General features: G+C 60.7%; 14 protein-coding genes. 7 read left to right on the forward strand and 7 right to left on the reverse strand.

Translation table 11 applies throughout. The features are described 5' to 3' along the window. Positions 1–1,406 precede the first annotated feature (1,406 nt). Positions 1,407–3,500, forward strand: a complete 2,094-nt coding sequence (locus KGA97_RS20225) for an LTA synthase family protein (protein WP_192420936.1) — start codon at positions 1,407–1,409, stop codon at positions 3,498–3,500. A 60-nt stretch (positions 3,501–3,560) separates the two neighbouring features. Here the strand turns inward: KGA97_RS20225 and KGA97_RS20230 are convergent, their stop codons facing one another. Then, positions 3,561–3,719: a DUF3309 family protein gene (locus tag KGA97_RS20230; RefSeq protein WP_174602692.1), complete on the reverse strand. Its 159-nt coding sequence runs from the start codon at positions 3,717–3,719 to the stop codon at positions 3,561–3,563. Positions 3,720–3,997: 278 nt separating this feature from the next. Between KGA97_RS20230 and KGA97_RS20235 the strand changes: the two genes are divergently transcribed. The 3 genes from KGA97_RS20235 (at position 3,998) to csrA (ending at position 5,538) form a co-directional block, all read left to right on the forward strand. Next, complete coding sequence (locus tag KGA97_RS20235; RefSeq protein WP_008034550.1) at positions 3,998–4,813, forward strand: SDR family oxidoreductase; 816 nt, start codon at positions 3,998–4,000, stop codon at positions 4,811–4,813. 64 nt (positions 4,814–4,877) lie between these two features. After that, the gene (locus KGA97_RS20240) at positions 4,878–5,210 is read left to right on the forward strand and encodes a YnfA family protein (protein WP_008034549.1); all 333 of its coding nucleotides are present in this window, start codon (positions 4,878–4,880) and stop codon (positions 5,208–5,210) included. 142 nt (positions 5,211–5,352) lie between these two features. Further along, the gene (csrA, locus tag KGA97_RS20245) at positions 5,353–5,538 is read left to right on the forward strand and encodes a carbon storage regulator CsrA (protein ID WP_008034548.1); all 186 of its coding nucleotides are present in this window, start codon (positions 5,353–5,355) and stop codon (positions 5,536–5,538) included. 5 nt (positions 5,539–5,543) lie between these two features. On the opposite strand, the gene KGA97_RS20250 is transcribed toward csrA, so the two are convergent. The 5 genes from KGA97_RS20250 to mnmC form a co-directional block, all read right to left on the reverse strand. Then, positions 5,544–5,771, reverse strand: coding sequence for a YheU family protein (locus KGA97_RS20250; protein WP_003199186.1), 228 nt, complete (start codon positions 5,769–5,771; stop codon positions 5,544–5,546). A 209-nt stretch (positions 5,772–5,980) separates the two neighbouring features. Further along, entirely contained in the window at positions 5,981–7,171 is a 1,191-nt protein-coding gene (locus KGA97_RS20255; RefSeq protein ID WP_223481358.1) for an osmoprotectant NAGGN system M42 family peptidase, read from the reverse strand. A gap of 158 nt (positions 7,172–7,329) precedes the next feature. After that, entirely contained in the window at positions 7,330–9,078 is a 1,749-nt protein-coding gene (gene ngg / locus KGA97_RS20260) for an N-acetylglutaminylglutamine synthetase (protein WP_223434633.1), read from the reverse strand. Between the two features lie 3 nt (positions 9,079–9,081). Further along, complete coding sequence (locus KGA97_RS20265) at positions 9,082–10,854, reverse strand: N-acetylglutaminylglutamine amidotransferase (protein ID WP_223481359.1); 1,773 nt, start codon at positions 10,852–10,854, stop codon at positions 9,082–9,084. Positions 10,855–11,030: 176 nt separating this feature from the next. After that, complete coding sequence (mnmC, locus tag KGA97_RS20270; RefSeq protein WP_223481360.1) at positions 11,031–13,010, reverse strand: bifunctional tRNA (5-methylaminomethyl-2-thiouridine)(34)-methyltransferase MnmD/FAD-dependent 5-carboxymethylaminomethyl-2-thiouridine(34) oxidoreductase MnmC; 1,980 nt, start codon at positions 13,008–13,010, stop codon at positions 11,031–11,033. Positions 13,011–13,170: 160 nt separating this feature from the next. Here mnmC and pap point away from each other — a divergent pair, with 160 nt between their 5' ends. Continuing rightward, complete coding sequence (pap, locus tag KGA97_RS20275; protein WP_223453139.1) at positions 13,171–14,694, forward strand: polyphosphate:AMP phosphotransferase; 1,524 nt, start codon at positions 13,171–13,173, stop codon at positions 14,692–14,694. A gap of 101 nt (positions 14,695–14,795) precedes the next feature. Then, complete coding sequence (locus KGA97_RS20280) at positions 14,796–15,980, forward strand: thiolase family protein (protein WP_223481361.1); 1,185 nt, start codon at positions 14,796–14,798, stop codon at positions 15,978–15,980. 126 nt (positions 15,981–16,106) lie between these two features. Here the strand turns inward: KGA97_RS20280 and KGA97_RS20285 are convergent, their stop codons facing one another. Continuing rightward, positions 16,107–16,301 (reverse strand): DUF6316 family protein, encoded by a 195-nt coding sequence (locus KGA97_RS20285; protein ID WP_223481362.1) that lies wholly within the window; start codon positions 16,299–16,301, stop codon positions 16,107–16,109. Between the two features lie 210 nt (positions 16,302–16,511). Here KGA97_RS20285 and KGA97_RS20290 point away from each other — a divergent pair, with 210 nt between their 5' ends. Then, entirely contained in the window at positions 16,512–17,471 is a 960-nt protein-coding gene (locus KGA97_RS20290; protein WP_223481363.1) for a DMT family transporter, read from the forward strand. Positions 17,472–17,505: the final 34 nt, after the last annotated feature.

A 17,505-nucleotide genomic window follows, 5' to 3' on the forward strand; every position in this document is an offset into this window, starting at 1 on the left:
TGCCCTCGCTCCGGTCCTGCTCCGTGGGCCCGCCGCCATCGGCCATCCCTGGCCGGGGGCGGCTAACCCGGCATCCATGCCGGGTTGCCCACTGCGCAGAACCTGCGCTCGGCCTCTCGAGGGGGCGCTCAGATCAAAAGCTGAAGGCGAGCTAACGCTCGACCTGATGAGTGGTGGAAATCAAAAGCGTACGCGATTCCCTGTAGGAGCCGGCTTGCTGGCGATGGCGTCCGTCCATTCAATAAACAGGTTGACTGACCCACCGCTATCGCCGCCAAGCCGGCTCCTACAGTTGCTCGTATTCATCCAGACACCTATGCATTTCCCCTGTAGGAGCCGGCTTGCTGGCGATGGTGTCCGTCCAGTCAATAAACAGGTGACTGACCCACCGTTATCGCCAGCAAGCCGGCTCCTACAGTTGATCGTATTCATCCAGACACCTATGCATTTCCCCTGTAGGAGCCAGCTTGCTGGCGATGGCGTCCGTTCAATCAATAAACAGGTGACTGATCCACTGCTATCGCCGGCAAGCCGACTCCTACAGTTGATCGTATTCATCCAGACACCTATGCATTTCCCCTGTAGGAGCCGGCTTGCTGGCGATGGCGTCCGTCCAGTCAATAAACAGGTTGACTGACCCACCGCTATCGCCGGCGAGCCGGCTCCTACAGTTGATCGTATTCATCCAGACACCTATGCATTTCCCCTGTAGGAGCCAGCTTGCTGGCGATGGCGTCTGTCCAGTCAATAAACAGATGACTGATCCACCGCTATCGCCAGCAAGCCGGCTCCTACAGAGGGAATGTGCAAACATCCAAGACTAGTGCCGCCACCACAGTGCGGGAGAGTGCACACGACTGAGGAGCCAGGTCGGCTTTCAGGCCGCCTCGGCGGCTGTGGCGGTAGTCGCCCCCTCGAGAGGCCGAGCGGAGGTTCTGCGTAGTGGGCAACCCGGCATGGATGCCGGGTTAGCCGCCCCCGGCCATGGATGGCCGATGGCGGCGGGCCCACGGAGCAGGACCGGAGCGAGGGCATGCCGAGCCACAGCGAGGCACCGAACGAAAGGGGCAAGAGCCCTTTGGTTACTTTGGGGCTTTTCCAAAGTGACTCGCTGTAAAAGCGAAACCGCCAGCCGCCGTTACCGCAGAAACGGATATGCCCACACCCAACTTATGGACTCTGAAAGACTTTATTGTGTTTCCGAATATGCACTACACAAAATTTTCACAAAGCCTCCAAGACAATTCGCCCGCGCCAGCCGTGCAGATCAGTAATCAATGGCAATGCCGCGGTTGATCGTGCAACATTTGCGCACCGCGCAAACCCCGGGGCCGAGAACTGGCCAACAGAGGGCAGGGCGCAGCTGTAATTTTGAAACTTCAACTTCCAATGGGTCCTAAAACGACATGGCAATCCCGGACGCCCTGAGTCAGCAGCGAGCTTCTAGTCGCCTGCTGCAACCGACCGTCAAATCGCATCTGGCCTACACGCTGCTGTGTGCCCTGGTCATGATGGTCATGTTCAGCCTGCTGCGCGTCGCGCTGCTGGTCTACAACCGCGAGATGATCCTCGACACCCCGGCCTCGACCTTCTTCGAAGCGTTCGCCAACGGCCTGCGCTTCGACCTGCGCCTGGTGGTCTACCTCAGCATTCCGCTGTTGCTGGCGCTGTTCAGCGCCCGGGCCATGGCGGCCCGCGGGTTCTTCCGTTTCTGGCTGACCATCGCTTCGAGCATCGCGCTGTTCCTCGGCCTGATGGAAATGGACTTCTATCGCGAGTTCCACCAGCGCCTCAACGGCCTGGTCTTCCAGTACGTGAAGGAAGACCCGAAAACCGTAATGAGCATGCTTTGGTACGGATTCCCGGTGGTTCGCTACCTGCTGGCCTGGGCCGTGGGCACGTTGATCCTGACCCTGGCGTTCAAGGGCGCCGACCGTGCCACCCGTCCTCGCGGCCCCTTCAGTGGCGGCAGCATCGGCACGCGTCAGATCGCCCCGTGGTATGCGCGCATTGTCGTGTTCGTGGTGTGCCTGCTGGTCTGCGTGGTCGCGGCTCGCGGCACTCTGCGCCAAGGCCCGCCACTGCGTTGGGGTGACGTCTACACCACCGACTCCAACTTCGCCAACCAGCTGGGCCTCAACGGCACATTGTCGCTGGTCGCGGCGGCCAAGAGCCGGATGTCCGAAGATCGCGACAACATCTGGAAAGCCACGCTGCCACAGCCGCAAGCTCAGCAAATCGTGCGTGACATGCTGGTGATGCCGAACGACAAACTGGTGGATGCCGAGACCGCAGCGGTGCGTCGCGATTACACGCCGCCGGCCGACAAGACCCTGCCGATCAAGAACGTCGTCGTGATCCTGATGGAAAGCATGGCCGGTCACTCGGTCGGCGCCCTCGGTGCACCGGGCAACATCACGCCGTACCTCGACAAGCTGTCGAAGGAAGGCCTGCTGTTTGACCGCTTCTTCTCCAACGGCACCCACACCCACCAGGGTATGTTCGCCACCATGGCCTGCTTCCCGAACCTGCCGGGTTTCGAATACCTGATGCAGACCCCGGAAGGCAGCCACAAACTGTCCGGCCTCCCGCAATTGCTCAGCGCCCGCGACTATGACGACGTGTACGTCTACAACGGCGACTTCGCCTGGGATAACCAGTCGGGTTTCTTCAGCAGCCAGGGCATGACCAACTTCATTGGTCGTAACGACTTCGTCAACCCGGTGTTCTCCGATCCGACCTGGGGTGTGTCCGACCAGGACATGTTCGACCGTGGTCTGGTCGAGCTCAAGGCACGGGAAAACGGCAAGCCGTTCTATGCCTTGCTGCAGACCCTGTCCAACCACACGCCATACGCCTTGCCGACGCCATTGCCGGTCGAGCGCGTGACCGATCGTGGCAGCCTGAACGAGCATTTGACCGCCATGCGTTACGCGGACTGGGCGCTCGGTCAGTTCTTTGAAAAGGCCCGCAAGGAGCCTTACTTCAAGGAAACCCTGTTTGTCATCGTCGGTGACCACGGTTTCGGCAACGAGCGCCAGATCACCGAAATGGACCTGGGTCGTTTCAACGTGCCGATGCTGATGATCGCTCCCGGCATCCAGGACAAATTCGGCAAACTTGACCACACGGTAGGCACTCAAATCGACATCGTACCGACCATAATGGGTCGCATCGGTGGCGAAGTGCGTCATCAGTGCTGGGGACGTGATCTGCTCGACCTGCCGGAAGGCGACACCGGTTTTGGCGTGATCAAACCGTCGGGCAGCGAACAGACCACGGCCATTGTCACGGCGGATCAGATTCTGGTCTTGCCGAAAGAAAAGGAAATGGAGCCGAAGATGTATCAGTACGAACTGGGCGCGACACCTCACGCCGAGATCGTACCGAATGCACCTCGCACTGCCGAGCTGAAACTCAAGCTCGAAGCGTTCCTGCAAACGGCGACCAAGAGCCTGATCGACAACACCGCCGGTGTCGTTGACGGCAAGCCGGACTAAGCGTTGACGCAATAAAAAAGAGGCCCTTCAAGGGCCTCTTTTTTTTTGCCTGTCAGATCTTTATATCTTGCCGAGTAACAGCAAAATCAACAGCACCACCAACACCACGCCGATGATACCCGACGGGCCATAACCCCAACTTCTGGAATGAGGGAAGACCGGCAGACCACCTACCAGCAGGAGGATCAGAATAATGATTAGTATTGTGCCCATGTCTATTTCCTTGTCGGAAGTGTTCTGAAATTGCCTGGTGTTAATTGTCAGCTGGACTGCAATAAACCCGAGCTGCTTGTAAATTCCGACTGGTGCACTTGAAAGAAAATTCCAAGTTTTTTTAATGTTTTTCGAAGAAAGGCTTATTTCGTTTTCAGGGGCCTGGTTGATACAGGCGCGCTCACGGTTTGCTCGCGCCATTCAGCAATCTGATGGAGCGTGGGTCGGGCAAGGTCCTTCGCTACACTCGACGCATCTTCCCCGGAACAACAAGGCTGTTTGCTATGCAAAATCGCATGATGATCACTGGCGCGGGCTCGGGCCTGGGTCGCGAAATCGCGCTGCGCTGGGCACGTGAAGGCTGGCAACTGGCTTTGTCGGATGTCAGCGAACCCGGTCTGCAGGAAACCCTGAAACTGGTTCGCGAAGCCGGCGGCGATGGCTTTATCCAGCGTTGCGACGTGCGCGATTACAGTCAGCTCACCGCGTTCGCCCAAGCCTGTGAAGTCAAGCTCGGCGGCATCGATGTCATCGTCAACAACGCCGGTGTCGCCTCGGGCGGGTTCTTCAGCGAGCTGTCCCTGGAAGACTGGGACTGGCAGATCGCGATCAACCTGATGGGCGTGGTCAAGGGTTGCAAGGCGTTCTTGCCGCTGCTGGAAAAAAGCAAAGGCAAGATCATCAACATCGCGTCGATGGCCGCCCTGATGCAAGGCCCGGCGATGAGTAACTACAACGTGGCCAAGGCCGGTGTGGTGGCGTTGTCCGAAAGCCTGCTGATCGAACTGGCGCACCAGGAAGTTGGCGTGCATGTGGTGTGCCCGTCGTTCTTCCAGACCAACCTGCTGGACTCTTTCCGTGGTCCGACACCCGCCATGAAAGCGCAGGTTGGCAAGTTGCTGGAAAGTTCGCCGATTAGTGCGGCCGACATTGCCGATTACATCTATCAGCACGTCGCCGCCGGCGAATTCATGATCCTGCCCCACGAACAGGGCCGTATGGCCTGGGCGCTGAAGCAGAAGAACCCGCAACTGCTCTACGACGAAATGACCCTCATGGCCGATAAAATGCGCGCCAAGGCCAAACAGACCGCAGGCTGAACTTGCCCGCGCACAACGTCGCCGTTAGGGTGGCCGCCATCGGTCATCCTCGCGAGACGTTCGCATGCTCAATTACCTGTGGTTTTTTCTTGCCGCGCTGTTTGAAATCGCCGGCTGCTTTGCCTTCTGGATGTGGTTGCGCCAAGGCAAAAGCGTCTGGTGGGTGGTGCCGGCGCTGCTCAGCCTGACCTTGTTCGCGCTGCTGCTGACCCGTGTCGAGGCGAGCTACGCGGGGCGGGCTTATGCCGCCTACGGTGGCATCTACATCATTGCGTCGATTGGCTGGCTGGCCGTGGTCGAACGGATTCGCCCGCTCGGCTCTGACTGGATCGGCGTGGCGCTGTGTGTGATCGGCGCAAGCGTCATCCTGTTTGGCCCGCGTTTTTCCGCTGCCTGAAGCAAAGCCACGGTTTGTAAGACGTTTCCTTAAGAGGTGTTCGCCTGGCGCTGTAGGGCGGGACTGTTTTGCCCTCGTCGCATTGAAGGCCCGCCGTGTGCCGGGCATCTTCAGGGTTCGATAACCCTGAAGGACGAATGCCATGCTTGTACTCAGCCGCGTTGTGGGCGAAATGATTTCCATCGGTGACGACATTTCGGTGCGTATTGTCGCCGTCAACGGCAACACGGTGCGCTTCGGCGTCGACGCGCCGCAAAGCGTCAATGTGCACCGTGCTGAAGTCTACAAGCGCATCCAGGTCAAACTGGCAAAAACAAAAGGGCGATGAAGGCGTCAGTCGAACAGATGCTTGGGCACGTCGTGCTTGAGCATCAACTGGCATTGCTCGCTTTCCGGGTCGAAGACAATCAGCGCCTGACCTTTGGTCAGGGCCTGGCGAACACGCAATACGCGGGTTTCCAGCGGCGTGTCATCGCCGTTGTCGGTGCCGTCACGGGTCACGAAATCCTCGATCAGGCGGGTCAGGGTGTCGACTTCAAGTTGGTCGTGGGGAATCAGCATAGGCACCTCGGCTAAACAATGGCGCGATGCTACGGCGAATGATGGGTGGCGGCTAGTCTGGACCCGATGTGTTGCCTGGGCTGACGCCTTCGCGGGCAAGCCTCGCTCCTACAGGTTTCGCGTTGATCACATTACTTCGGATCGACGCAAAGTCTGTAGGAGCGAGGCTTGCCCGCGAAGGAGTCAGCCCAGGCAATGAAAATTCCGGATCAGCTATCCGACCGCTGCCCCACCAGGCTATCCACCGAAGGCACCCGCGTATCGCTTTCCATCTGCGTGTCATGTTCGATCTGATGACTGAACCGGTCCAGCGAACCCTTGGCCGGTTGCGCATCGCTGGCGAACACCGGCGGGCTGAGGATGTAGGCGCCGAGCAGGCGACTGAGTGCCGCGAGGCTGTCGATGTGGGTGCGCTCGTAGCCATGAGTCGCGTCGCATCCGAAAGCGAGCAGGGCGGTGCGAATGTCATGGCCGGCGGTGACCGCCGAATGCGCATCGCTGAAGTAGTAGCGAAACAGGTCGCGGCGCACCGGCAACTCGTTGTCGCTGGCCAGTCGCAGCAAGTGCCGCGACAAGTGATAGTCATAAGGCCCGCCAGAATCCTGCATCGCCACGCTGACCGCATGTTCGCTGGAGTGCTGGCCGGGCGCGACCGGTGCGATGTCGATGCCGACGAATTCGCTGACGTCCCACGGTAACGCCGCCGCTGCACCGCTGCCGGTTTCCTCGGTGATGGTGAACAGCGGATGACAGTCGATCATCAGCTCTGCGCCACTGTCGACGATCGCTTTAAGTGCCGCCAGCAGCGCGGCAACGCCGGCCTTGTCGTCGAGGTGACGGGCGCTGATGTGGCCGCTTTCGGTGAATTCCGGCAACGGGTCGAACGCGACGAAATCGCCGACGCTGATCCCCAGGGAATCGCAATCGGCGCGGGTCGCGCAGTACGCGTCGAGGCGCAGTTCGATGTGATCCCAGCTGATCGGCATCTCGTCCACCGCCGTGTTGAACGCATGCCCGGACGCCATCAGCGGCAACACGCTGCCACGGATAACGCCGTTGTCGGTAAACAGGCTGACGCGGCTGCCCTCGGCGAAACGGCTGGACCAGCAGCCAACCGGCGCCAGAGTCAGGCGACCGTTGTCTTTCACTGCGCGAACGGCGGCGCCGATGGTGTCGAGGTGGGCGGAAACGGCGCGGTCGGGGCTGTTTTTCTTGCCTTTAAGCGTGGCGCGGATGGTGCCGCGGCGAGTCATCTCGAAAGGAATGCCCAGCTCTTCGAGCCGCTCGGCGACGTAACGCACGATGGTGTCGGTGAAACCGGTCGGGCTCGGAATGGCGAGCATTTCCAAGAGGACTTTTTGCAGGTAGTTGAGGTCGGGTTCCGGGATTTTATGGGTCATGGAAACTCCTGATGAGTTGAGCGCATCGATGGTTTCGATGAGGGTAATTTGCGGTGTCTGTGAGGCCGTCTTCGCGGGCAAGCCTCGCTCCTACAAAAGCACCCATTCCTGTAGGAGCGAGGCTTGCCCGCGAAGGGGCCGGTTCAGGCACCACATCACTAAGAGACCGCCGGCTGACTATGCGGAAACAACAGATCCACAAACCGCTCGGCCGTCGGCTGCGGCTCATGGTTGGCCAGGCCGGCGCGTTCATTGGCTTCGATAAACACGTATTGCGCCTGATCCGCCGCCGGCACCATCAGGTCGAGCCCGACCATCGGAATATCCAGCGCCCGCGCCGCGCGCACGGCGGCCTCCGCCAGCGTGGGATGCAGGATCGCCGTGACATCTTCAAGCACACCGCCGGTATGAAGATTCGCCGTACGCCGTACGAACAAATGTTCACCCGCCGGCAGAATGCTGCTGTAGTCGTAACCCGCTGCCTGCAACGTGCGTTCGGTCTCGTGGTCCAGCGGGATTTTGCTTTCACCGCTGGTGGCCGCCTGCCGACGCCGACTCTGGGCGTCAATCAGCGCACCGATGGAATGCTGCCCGTCGCCCACCACTTCGGCCGGCCGGCGAATCGCCGCCGCCACCACCTCAAACCCGATCACCAGAATCCGCAGGTCGAGGCCTTCGTGAAAGCTTTCCAGCAGCACGCGGCTGTCGAACTGACGGGCTGATTCGATGGCTTGCTGGACGTCTTCGATGGTCCGCAGATCCACCGCCACCCCTTGACCCTGTTCGCCATCCAGCGGCTTGACCACCACCCGCTCGTGTTCGTCGAGAAACGCCAGGTTGTCATCGGCGTTGCCCGCCAGTTGCTGGCTCGGCAGATTCAGACCGGCCGCCTTCAACACTTTGTGCGTCAGGCTTTTGTCCTGGCACAGGCTCATGCTGATGGCGCTGGTCAGGTCACTCAGCGACTCGCGGCAACGTACCCGCCGTCCGCCGTGGCTGAGGGTAAACATCCCGGCCTCGGCATCATCGACCTGCACATCAATGCCGCGCCGATGGGCTTCCTCGACGATGATCCGCGCGTAGGGGTTGAACTCGGCCTCAGGACCGGGGCCGAGAAACAACGGTTGGTTAATGCCGTTCTTGCGCTTGATCGCAAAGGTCGACAGGTTGCGAAAACCGAGCTTGGCATAAAGACTTTTCGCCTGGCGATTGTCGTGCAGCACGGACAGGTCCAGGTAACTCAGGCCACGGCTCATGAAGTGTTCGATCAAATGCCGGACCAGCACTTCACCGACGCCGGGCCGCGAACAGTGCGGATCGACTGCCAGGCACCAGAGGCTGCTGCCGTTTTCCGGATCGTTGAACGCCTTGTGATGATTGAGGCCCATGACACTGCCGATCACCGCGCCGCTGTCCTCGTCCTCGGCCAGCCAGTACACCGGGCCGCCCAGATGACGCGGGGTCAGCAGACGGGCGTCGATCGGCAACATGCCACGCGCCTGATACAACTGATTGATCGCCTGCCAGTCGGCATCGCCTTGCGCACGACGAATGCGAAAGCCGCGAAACACACGGGTCGCCTGCCGGTAATCGCTGAACCACAAGCGCAAGGTGTCCGACGGATCGAGAAACAACTGGGCCGGCTCCAGCCCCAGCACTTGCTGGGGCGCGGCGACATAGAGGGCGATGTCCCGTTCGCCCGGTTGCTCATTGAGCAACTCCTGGGCGAGGCTTGCCGGGTCGGGGAACGTATGGCCGATCAACAACCGGCCCCAGCCGCAATGCACGGCAATCGGCGCGGTACCGAGTTCACTGCCGTCTTCAGCCAGACGCGCCTGCAAGCGTTCGTAGGAGGGCGCCTGACCGCGCAACAAGCGTTGGCTGTACGCCGTGGCGTGAGGTTTCATTGATCAGATTCCTTGTTCACTGAGCCACAGGTTCAGCGCCGCCAATTGCCACAGCTTCGAGCCGCGCAACGGGGTCAACTGGCCTTGTGGATCGGTCAGCAAACGGTCGAGCATCGCCGGGTTGAACAGGCCACGATCCTGGCTCGGGTCCAGCAGCAATTCGCACACCCAGTTCAGCGTGTCGCCCTGCAAATGCTTGAGACCCGGCACCGGGAAGTAACCCTTTTTACGGTCGATGACTTCGCTCGGAATCACCAGTCGCGCTGCTTCTTTCAGCACTTGCTTGCCGCCGTCCGGCAGTTTGAATTTGCCCGGCACCCGGGCTGACAATTCCACCAGGCGATAGTCGAGAAACGGCGTGCGCGCTTCCAGGCCCCAGGCCATGGTCATGTTGTCGACGCGTTTGACCGGGTCGTCCACCAGCATCACTGTGCTGTCCAGACGCAAGGCTTTGTCCACCGCCGCATCGGCACCGGGCTGTGCGAAATGTTCCTTCACGAAGTCGCCGGCGGCGTCATTCGCGGTCAGCCATTTCGGCTGTACGGTGGCGGCGTAATCCTCGTAGCTGCGATCAAAGAACGCATCGCGGTACGCCGCGTACGGATCGGCCGCGCCATCGACCTGCGGATACCAGTGATAACCGGCGAACAATTCGTCCGCCCCCTGGCCGCTTTGCACCACTTTGCAATGCTTGGCCACTTCGCGGGACAACAGATAGAACGCGATGCAGTCATGGCTGACCATCGGCTCGCTCATCGCGCGGAAGGCGGCGGGCAGTTGCTCGATGATCTCTTGTTCGTCGATGCGCAATTGGTGGTGCTGCGTGCCGTAATGCCTGGCGATCAGGTCCGAATACTGGAACTCGTCACCGCGCTCGCCGCCGGCATCCTGGAAACCGATGGAGAAGGTCGACAGGTTTTCCACGCCGACCTCCCGCAACAGACCGACGAGCATGCTCGAATCGACACCGCCGGACAGCAACACGCCGACGTCCACCGCTGCCCGTTGACGAATCGCCACCGCATCGCGGGTACTGTCGAGTACGCGGTCGCGCCAGTCTTCGAGGGTCAGATTTTTCTCATCCTCGTGTGGGCCGTAGGGCAGGGTCCACCAGGTTTTCTGCTCGGTTGTGCCGTCCGCTTCGATGCGCATCCAGGTGGCGGGCGGCAGCTTTTCGATGCCGGCCAGCAAGGTGCGCGGCGCCGGGACCACCGCGTGGAAGTTCAGATAATGATTGAGCGCCACCGGATCGAGGATCGGATTGATATCGCCGCCCTTGAGCAACGCCGGCAGCGCAGAAGCAAAGCGCAGGCGCTGGCCGGTGCGCGACAGGTACAGCGGCTTCACGCCGAGACGGTCGCGGGCGATGAACAGGCGCTTGGCGTCACGCTCCCAGATAGCGAAGGCAAACATGCCGTTGAGCTTGGGCAATAGCGCTTCGCCCCAGGCGTGGTAGCCCTTGAGCAGCACTTCGGTGTCGCCGCCGGAATAGAAGGCGTAACCGAGGGATTCAAGTTCGGTACGCAGTTCGGGGAAGTTGTAGATCGCGCCGTTGAAGGCCAGGGACAGGCCCAGTTGATGGTCGACCATCGGCTGCGCCGAGCCGTCCGACAGGTCCATGATTTTCAGGCGACGATGACCAAGGGCAATCGGCCCCTGGCTGTGAAAGCCCCACGCGTCGGGGCCGCGAGGCGCCAGGTGATGAGTGATTCGTTCAATGGCTGCAAGGTCTGCAGGTTGATGATCAAAGCGTAACTCGCCAGCTAATCCGCACATAAAGTCCTTACCGGTTTTTCCGTTGGGGAGGGTCAATCGATACCGCGCCTAAAAGGCAGGTACTCAGAAACTGACCCGGTGGGATCGTGGGAGTTTTAGATCGATAAGTAATAAAGGTGCTGGGTGCGTGCCAAGGCTTTAAGTACAAAACCTGGTATGCCCGGCAACCAGGTGCCTCATTTGCCTCGAATCAATCGGCGCAAGGCGAAGCGGTTCGGATGACACGCCTCGGCCACGGCTCTTGGTAATGGCAGCGGTTCGTTATCCAGCCACGCGGCGAGCAATTCGCCTGACAACGGCGCGGTGATCAACCCTCGGGAACCGTGGCCGCTGTTGACATACAAACCGTCCAGCCATGGGCAAGGGATGTCCGGGGTTTGCCGGGCATCCTTGCTCAAGGCGCTGTAGGCATCGGCGAACGCCTGGCCGTCGGCCAGTGGGCCGACAATCGGCAAATAATCCGGGCTGGTGCAGCGAAACGCTGCGCGGCCTTCAAGTGCTTCAGGCTGCAAAGCATTTGCGCCGAGCCGAGCGACCAGGTCTACCGAGATTTCTTCAAGCATTTGCAGATTGCCTGCATGTTCGGCAGCGGTCGGGGTCAGGTCATCGGAGTTGAAATCGAAACTGGCGCCCAGGGTGTGTTCGCCCAAACGAGCTGGCGCGACATAACCTTCGGCGCAGACGACGGTGCCCAGTGCCTCGCTTTCAGAGGTCTGTGGCAGGCGAGTGATTTGTCCACGAATGCGTTTGAGCGGCAGCTCGCTGCTGTAAGTGAAGCGCTTGATCTCGGCAGCGCCGGCCAGTATCACCACCGGGGCATCGGCCAGCACGGTTTCGCCATCCAGGGCTTGCCAGTGTCCGTGCGCTCGGCGCAACTCCAGCACATCGTGATGGGTCAGGATCTGTATGTTCGGGTGCGCCGCTTGCCATTGGCACAGGGCGGGCGGGTGCACCCAGCCGCCTTCGGGGTAGAACAGGCCACCCGATTGCAGCGCGATGCCGGCGCGGATTTCGGCCTGCGCTTGATCGAGCGTGTGCAGCAAGTCCTCGGGAAACGCTGCGGCCAATTGCGCCTGACGCTCCGCTTCCTTGGCATTGAAGGCCAGTTGCAGTACGCCGCAATCGTCCCAGTCGAGACCTCGATGCAACTGCTCAAGCAAGCGGCGGGTGTGGCCGAACCCGCTGACGATCAATTGTGACAACGCGGTGCCATGGGCGGAAAGCTTGAGGTACAAAACCCCTTGAGGATTGCCCGAGGCTTCCTGCGCCAGTGCCCCGTGGCGCTCCAGCAGACTGACTTGCCAACCCCGCGCCGCGAGGCTGGCGGCTGTCGCGCAACCGGCGAGACCGGCACCAATCACCAAGGCCCGACGTTCGCCGGTCAGGGGGGCCGGACGCGCAAACCACGGTTTTGCCATGACGGGCTTCGTGACCTCCTCAGGCCAACCGAGAAACACCCCGCGCAGGATTTCCCATTTGTGGCCGATGCCGGGCGTGCGTTTCATCTTGAAGCCTGCGGCATTCAACAGACGACGTACCCAACCGGTGCTGGTGAAGGTGCTGATCGTCGAGCCGGGCGCCGCGAGTCGGGCCAGCTCGACAAACAGTTCGGCCGTCCACATGTCGGGGTTTTTCGCCGGGGCGAAACCGTCGAGAAACCAGGCATCGATCTGCGCGTCCAGCTGTGGCAACTGTTCCAGCGCATCGCCGATCAGCAGCGTCAGCGTGATGCGTCCGTGGTCCAGGATCAGGCGCTGGAAACCTTGATGGATCGCCACGTATTGCGCCAACAGTTGATCGGCAAACGGCTTGAGTTCCGGCCACAAGGCCAGCGCCCGCTGCAGGTCGGGCAGGCTCAGCGGGTACTTTTCGACACTGACAAAATGCAACCGCGCACCGGCCACCGCGTGCTGCTCGAACAACTGCCAGGCGCACAGGAAATTCAACCCGGTACCAAAACCTGTCTCGCCAATCACCAGTTTCCCACCCACCGGCAACGCCGCGAAACGCTCACGCAACGCGTTCTGTTCGAGGAAGACGTAACGGGTTTCGTCCAGCCCGGACAGGTTGGAAAAATACACATCATCGAACACCCGCGAGCGCGGGAGACCTTGGTCGTCCCAGTCGAGCTGGGCGTGGGGCAGTACAGGTTTCATGGCAGGCTCGGCAACGGCAAGGCGACCATTCTAGCCGATCGCCGAGTCGCTGCTTGATCCATGGCAACGTCCGGATCTGGCCAGGCAGTGAAAATGGGATTTCTCCCACGCAGGAGAGGTCAATCCGCTAGTCTTGTTCAATCCTGGAAGGAGCCGCCCCATGTTCGAATCTGCTGAAATCGGTCACGTCATCGACAAAGAAACCTATGAAGCCGAAGTGCCGGCGCTGCGTGAGGCACTGCTCGAAGCACAGTTCGAACTTCAGCAGCAAAAACGCTTTCCGGTGATCATTTTGATCAACGGCATCGAAGGCGCCGGCAAGGGCGAGACCGTGAAGCTGCTCAACGAGTGGATGGACCCGCGCCTGATCGAGGTCCGCACGTTCGATCAGCAGACCGACGAAGAACTGGCGCGACCACCGGCCTGGCGCTACTGGCGGATGCTTCCGGCCAAGGGCCGCATGGGCATCTTCTTTGGTAACTGGTACAGCCAGATGTTGCAGGCCCGGGTTCATGGCGTGATCAAGGAACCCCGGTTCGATCAGAGCATCAACGGTGCCGAACGCCTGGAAAAGATGTTGTGCGACGAAGGCGCGCTGATCTTCAAGTTCTGGTTCCACCTTTCCAAGAAGCAAATGAAGGACCGCCTCAAGGCCCTGGCCGACGACCCGCTGCACAGCTGGCGCATCAGCCCGCTGGACTGGCAGCAATCGGAGACTTACGACAGGTTCGTCAAGTATGGCGAACGCATTCTGCGCCGCACCAGCCGCGACTATGCGCCGTGGCATGTGATCGCCGGGATGGACCCGCGCTATCGGAGCCTGGCGGTCGGCAAGATTCTGCTTGAAGGCCTGCAAGGCGCGTTGAAAAGGCCGAAGATTCACCCGGATAAAGTCAGCGCCGCACCATTGGCCAGCAGTGTCGATCTGGTGAACCTGCTCGACAGCCTCGACCTGAACCAACACCTGGAAAAGGAAGACTACGAAGAGCAACTGATCACCGAGCAGGCGCGTTTTTCCGGCTTGATGCGTGACAAACGCATGCGCCGGCACGCCTTGATCGCCGTGTTCGAAGGCAACGACGCGGCCGGCAAGGGCGGGGCGATCCGCCGGGTGGCCGCCGCGCTCGATCCTCGGCAATACAGCATCGTGCCGATTGCTGCGCCCACCGAAGAAGAGCGGGCGCATCCGTACCTGTGGCGATTCTGGCGGCATATTCCGGCACGGGCCAAATTCACCGTGTTCGACCGTTCCTGGTATGGCCGGGTGCTGGTGGAGCGTATCGAAGGCTTTTGCAGCCCGGCCGACTGGCTGCGCGCCTACGGTGAAATCAACGACTTCGAAGAGCAGATCGCCGATGCCGGAGTGATCGTGGTCAAGTTCTGGCTGGCCATCGACAAACAGACGCAACTGGAGCGCTTCGAAGAGCGCGAACAGATCCCCTTCAAGCGCTTCAAAATCACCGAAGACGACTGGCGCAATCGGGATAAATGGGAGGCCTATCGCGGCGCGGTCGGCGACATGGTCGACCGTACCAGCACCGAAATTTCCCCCTGGACGCTGGTGGAAGCCAACGACAAGCGCTGGGCGCGGGTCAAGGTTTTGCGCACGCTCAACCAGGCGCTGGAAGCGGCGTTCGAAAAGTCCGACAAGCATGAAAAGAAACTGAAAAAGCCCAAGACTTGAACCGATGGTGACGCATACGCGGGGTGAATGATTGTCGCGACCGGTCACGGCTGGACTTATGCTCGATCCACTCTCAACCGACAACAATAATGAGGTATGCCATGCGTGAAGTGGTGATCGTCGACAGCGTGCGGACCGGCCTGGCCAAGTCCTTTCGCGGCAAGTTCAACCAGACCCGTCCGGACGACATGGCGGCCCACTGCGTCAATGCACTGCTGGCGCGCTCGGGCATCGACCCGGCCAGCGTCGAGGATTGCATCGTCGGCGCCGGCTCCAACGAAGGCGCCCAGGGCTACAACATCGGTCGTAACGTTGCGGTGCTGTCGCGCCTGGGCACCGGCACCGCCGGCATGACCCTCAACCGTTTCTGCTCATCGGGCTTGCAGGCGATTGCCATCGCTGCCAACCAGATCGCTTCGGGCTGCAGCGACATCATCGTCGCCGGTGGTGTCGAATCCATCAGCCTGACCATGAAAAGCGTCAACACCGACAACCTGATCAACCCGCTGCTGAAAGAACAGGTGCCGGGCATCTACTTCCCCATGGGCCAGACCGCCGAAATCGTTGCGCGTCGTTACAACGTCAGCCGCGAAGAACAGGATCTGTACGCCCTGCAAAGTCAGCAGCGCACTGCCCAGGCGCAGGCCTCCGGGCTGTTCGACGACGAAATCGTGCCGATGGCGGTGAAGTATCGGGTTGAAGACAAGGCCACCGGGCAGGTGCAGATCCTCGATGGCGTCGTTGACCGCGACGACTGCAACCGTCCGGACACGACCCTGGAAAGTCTGGCGGGGTTGAAGCCGGTGTTTGCCGAAGACGGTTCGGTGACGGCGGGCAACTCGTCTCAGCTGTCCGACGGTGCGTCCATGACCCTGGTGATGAGCCTGGAAAAAGCGCTGGAACTGGGGTTGAAGCCGAAGGCGTTCTTCCGTGGTTTCACCGTGGCGGGTTGCGAACCGGATGAAATGGGCATCGGCCCGGTGTTTTCGGTGCCGAAGCTGCTCAAGGCCAAGGGTTTGCAGGTGGCCGACATTGACCTGTGGGAACTCAACGAAGCGTTCGCCTCGCAATGCCTGTACAGCCGCAACCGGCTGGGGATCGATAACGAGAAGTACAACGTCAATGGCGGCTCGATTTCCATCGGTCACCCGTTCGGCATGACCGGGTCGCGTCAGGTCGGGCATCTTGTGCGGGAATTGCAGCGACGTAAATTGCGCTACGGCATTGTCACCATGTGCGTGGGTGGCGGGATGGGCGCGACCGGGTTGTTTGAAGCGGTGCGTTAAGCCTTAAAGTTTGTGGTGATTATTACATCGCCATCGCCGGCAAGCCGGTCTCGCTCCCACAGGGATCAGGTGTGCGACATTGATCCACTGTGGGAGCGAGCCTGCTCGCGATGAAGGCGCCTCGGTCTATCGACAGGCGCTCAGAACCTGCATCCGCGCGATGTAAGCCGCAATCTCCCGTGCAGCCGCCTCCGGGTTTTCAAACGGCCCCTCCAGGGTGTTTTCCCGGGTGCTGAAATACAACTCTCCATTCACCCGACACATCCGGTCACTGCGAAAGTGCACGGCGGGGGCGTTGTCCTGGGCGCGCATGCCGTACATGGCGGTCTCCTGATGGGGGCTGCTGTTGGCGGATCCAATGAGCTTATGCATGAACCACTTGCAACGCCTGGCCAGCCGATCAGCGGCACATCGCCAATTTATTGCTGCGACCCGCACAGTTTCATTTGCGTCCGGCAGCCAACTGTCCCTGTGTACCAGGCACCGCTGAGCCTAGAATGACGGTTCTTGCCATCTGGCTTTGAGGTACGCATGCACATTTCATCGGGGCGCTGGGTTTATGGTCTGTTCCTGGCCTTGTTGACTGCGTTTTTGTGGGGAATCCTGCCGATCAAGCTCAAGCAAGTGCTGCTGGTGATGGACCCGGTCACGGTGACCTGGTTTCGCCTGATGGTGTCCGGCGGCTGCCTGTTCATTTACCTGGCAGCGACCCGACGCCTGCCGAGCCGCAAAGTGCTCGGCCCGCGCGGTGGCTGGCTGGTGGTGATGGCGGTGCTCGGTCTGGTGGGCAACTACATCCTGTACTTGATGGGCTTGAATCTGCTCAGCCCTGGCACGGCGCAATTGGTGGTGCAGATGGGCCCGATCATGTTGCTGATCGCCAGCCTGTTTGTGTTCAAGGAACGCTTCAGCGTGGGGCAGGGGATTGGCCTGCTGGTGTTGCTGATTGGTTTCGGACTGTTTTTCAACCAGCGTCTGGTTGAGTTGTTCACCTCGCTGAGCGACTACACGGCGGGTGTGCTGCTGGTGTTGTTGGCGTCCACGGTCTGGACGTTCTATGCCCTGGGGCAGAAGCAGTTGCTGACGGTGTGGAATTCGTTGCAGGTGATGATGGTGATTTACCTGTTCTGCGGGTTGTTGCTGACCCCGTGGGTGCACCCGCTGGAAGCGCTGCAGCTGAATCCGTTGCAAGGCTGGCTGTTGCTGGCTTGCTGCATGAACACCCTGATTGCGTATGGCGCATTTGCCGAAGCGCTGGCGCACTGGGAAGCTTCGCGGGTGAGTGCAACGCTGGCGATCACGCCGTTGGTGACGTTCGCGGCGGTGGCCATGGCGGCCTGGTTATGGCCGGAGTATGTGCATGCCGAAACGATCAATGGCCTGGGGTATGGCGGGGCGGTGCTGGTGGTGCTGGGGTCGGCGCTGGTGGCGTTGGGGCCTTCGTTGATTGCGGGGCTCAAGGCGCGGAAGGTTCGGATGGCGGCAGGTTAAACCGCGTCATCGTTCTTCGCGGGCAAGCCTCGCT

This window comes from Pseudomonas sp. BF-B-15, assembly GCF_019946675.1.
In the GTDB taxonomy this organism is placed as follows: domain Bacteria; phylum Pseudomonadota; class Gammaproteobacteria; order Pseudomonadales; family Pseudomonadaceae; genus Aquipseudomonas; species Aquipseudomonas migulae.

Excerpts from the sequence above, each read along its gene's own strand:
- ngg (WP_223434633.1), bottom strand. The coding sequence starts at position 9,078 with ATGAAACCTCACGCCACGGCGTACAGCCAACGCTTGTTGCGCGGTCAG.
- KGA97_RS20240 (WP_008034549.1), top strand. The coding sequence starts at position 4,878 with ATGCTCAATTACCTGTGGTTTTTTCTTGCCGCGCTGTTTGAAATCGCC.
- KGA97_RS20255 (WP_223481358.1), bottom strand. The coding sequence starts at position 7,171 with ATGACCCATAAAATCCCGGAACCCGACCTCAACTACCTGCAAAAAGTC.
- csrA (WP_008034548.1), top strand. The coding sequence starts at position 5,353 with ATGCTTGTACTCAGCCGCGTTGTGGGCGAAATGATTTCCATCGGTGAC.
- KGA97_RS20235 (WP_008034550.1), top strand. The coding sequence starts at position 3,998 with ATGCAAAATCGCATGATGATCACTGGCGCGGGCTCGGGCCTGGGTCGC.
- KGA97_RS20290 (WP_223481363.1), top strand. The coding sequence starts at position 16,512 with ATGCACATTTCATCGGGGCGCTGGGTTTATGGTCTGTTCCTGGCCTTG.
- KGA97_RS20280 (WP_223481361.1), top strand. The coding sequence starts at position 14,796 with ATGCGTGAAGTGGTGATCGTCGACAGCGTGCGGACCGGCCTGGCCAAG.
- KGA97_RS20225 (WP_192420936.1), top strand. The coding sequence starts at position 1,407 with ATGGCAATCCCGGACGCCCTGAGTCAGCAGCGAGCTTCTAGTCGCCTG.
- KGA97_RS20250 (WP_003199186.1), bottom strand. The coding sequence starts at position 5,771 with ATGCTGATTCCCCACGACCAACTTGAAGTCGACACCCTGACCCGCCTG.
- mnmC (WP_223481360.1), bottom strand. The coding sequence starts at position 13,010 with ATGAAACCTGTACTGCCCCACGCCCAGCTCGACTGGGACGACCAAGGT.
- pap (WP_223453139.1), top strand. The coding sequence starts at position 13,171 with ATGTTCGAATCTGCTGAAATCGGTCACGTCATCGACAAAGAAACCTAT.
- KGA97_RS20285 (WP_223481362.1), bottom strand. The coding sequence starts at position 16,301 with ATGTACGGCATGCGCGCCCAGGACAACGCCCCCGCCGTGCACTTTCGC.
- KGA97_RS20265 (WP_223481359.1), bottom strand. The coding sequence starts at position 10,854 with ATGTGCGGATTAGCTGGCGAGTTACGCTTTGATCATCAACCTGCAGAC.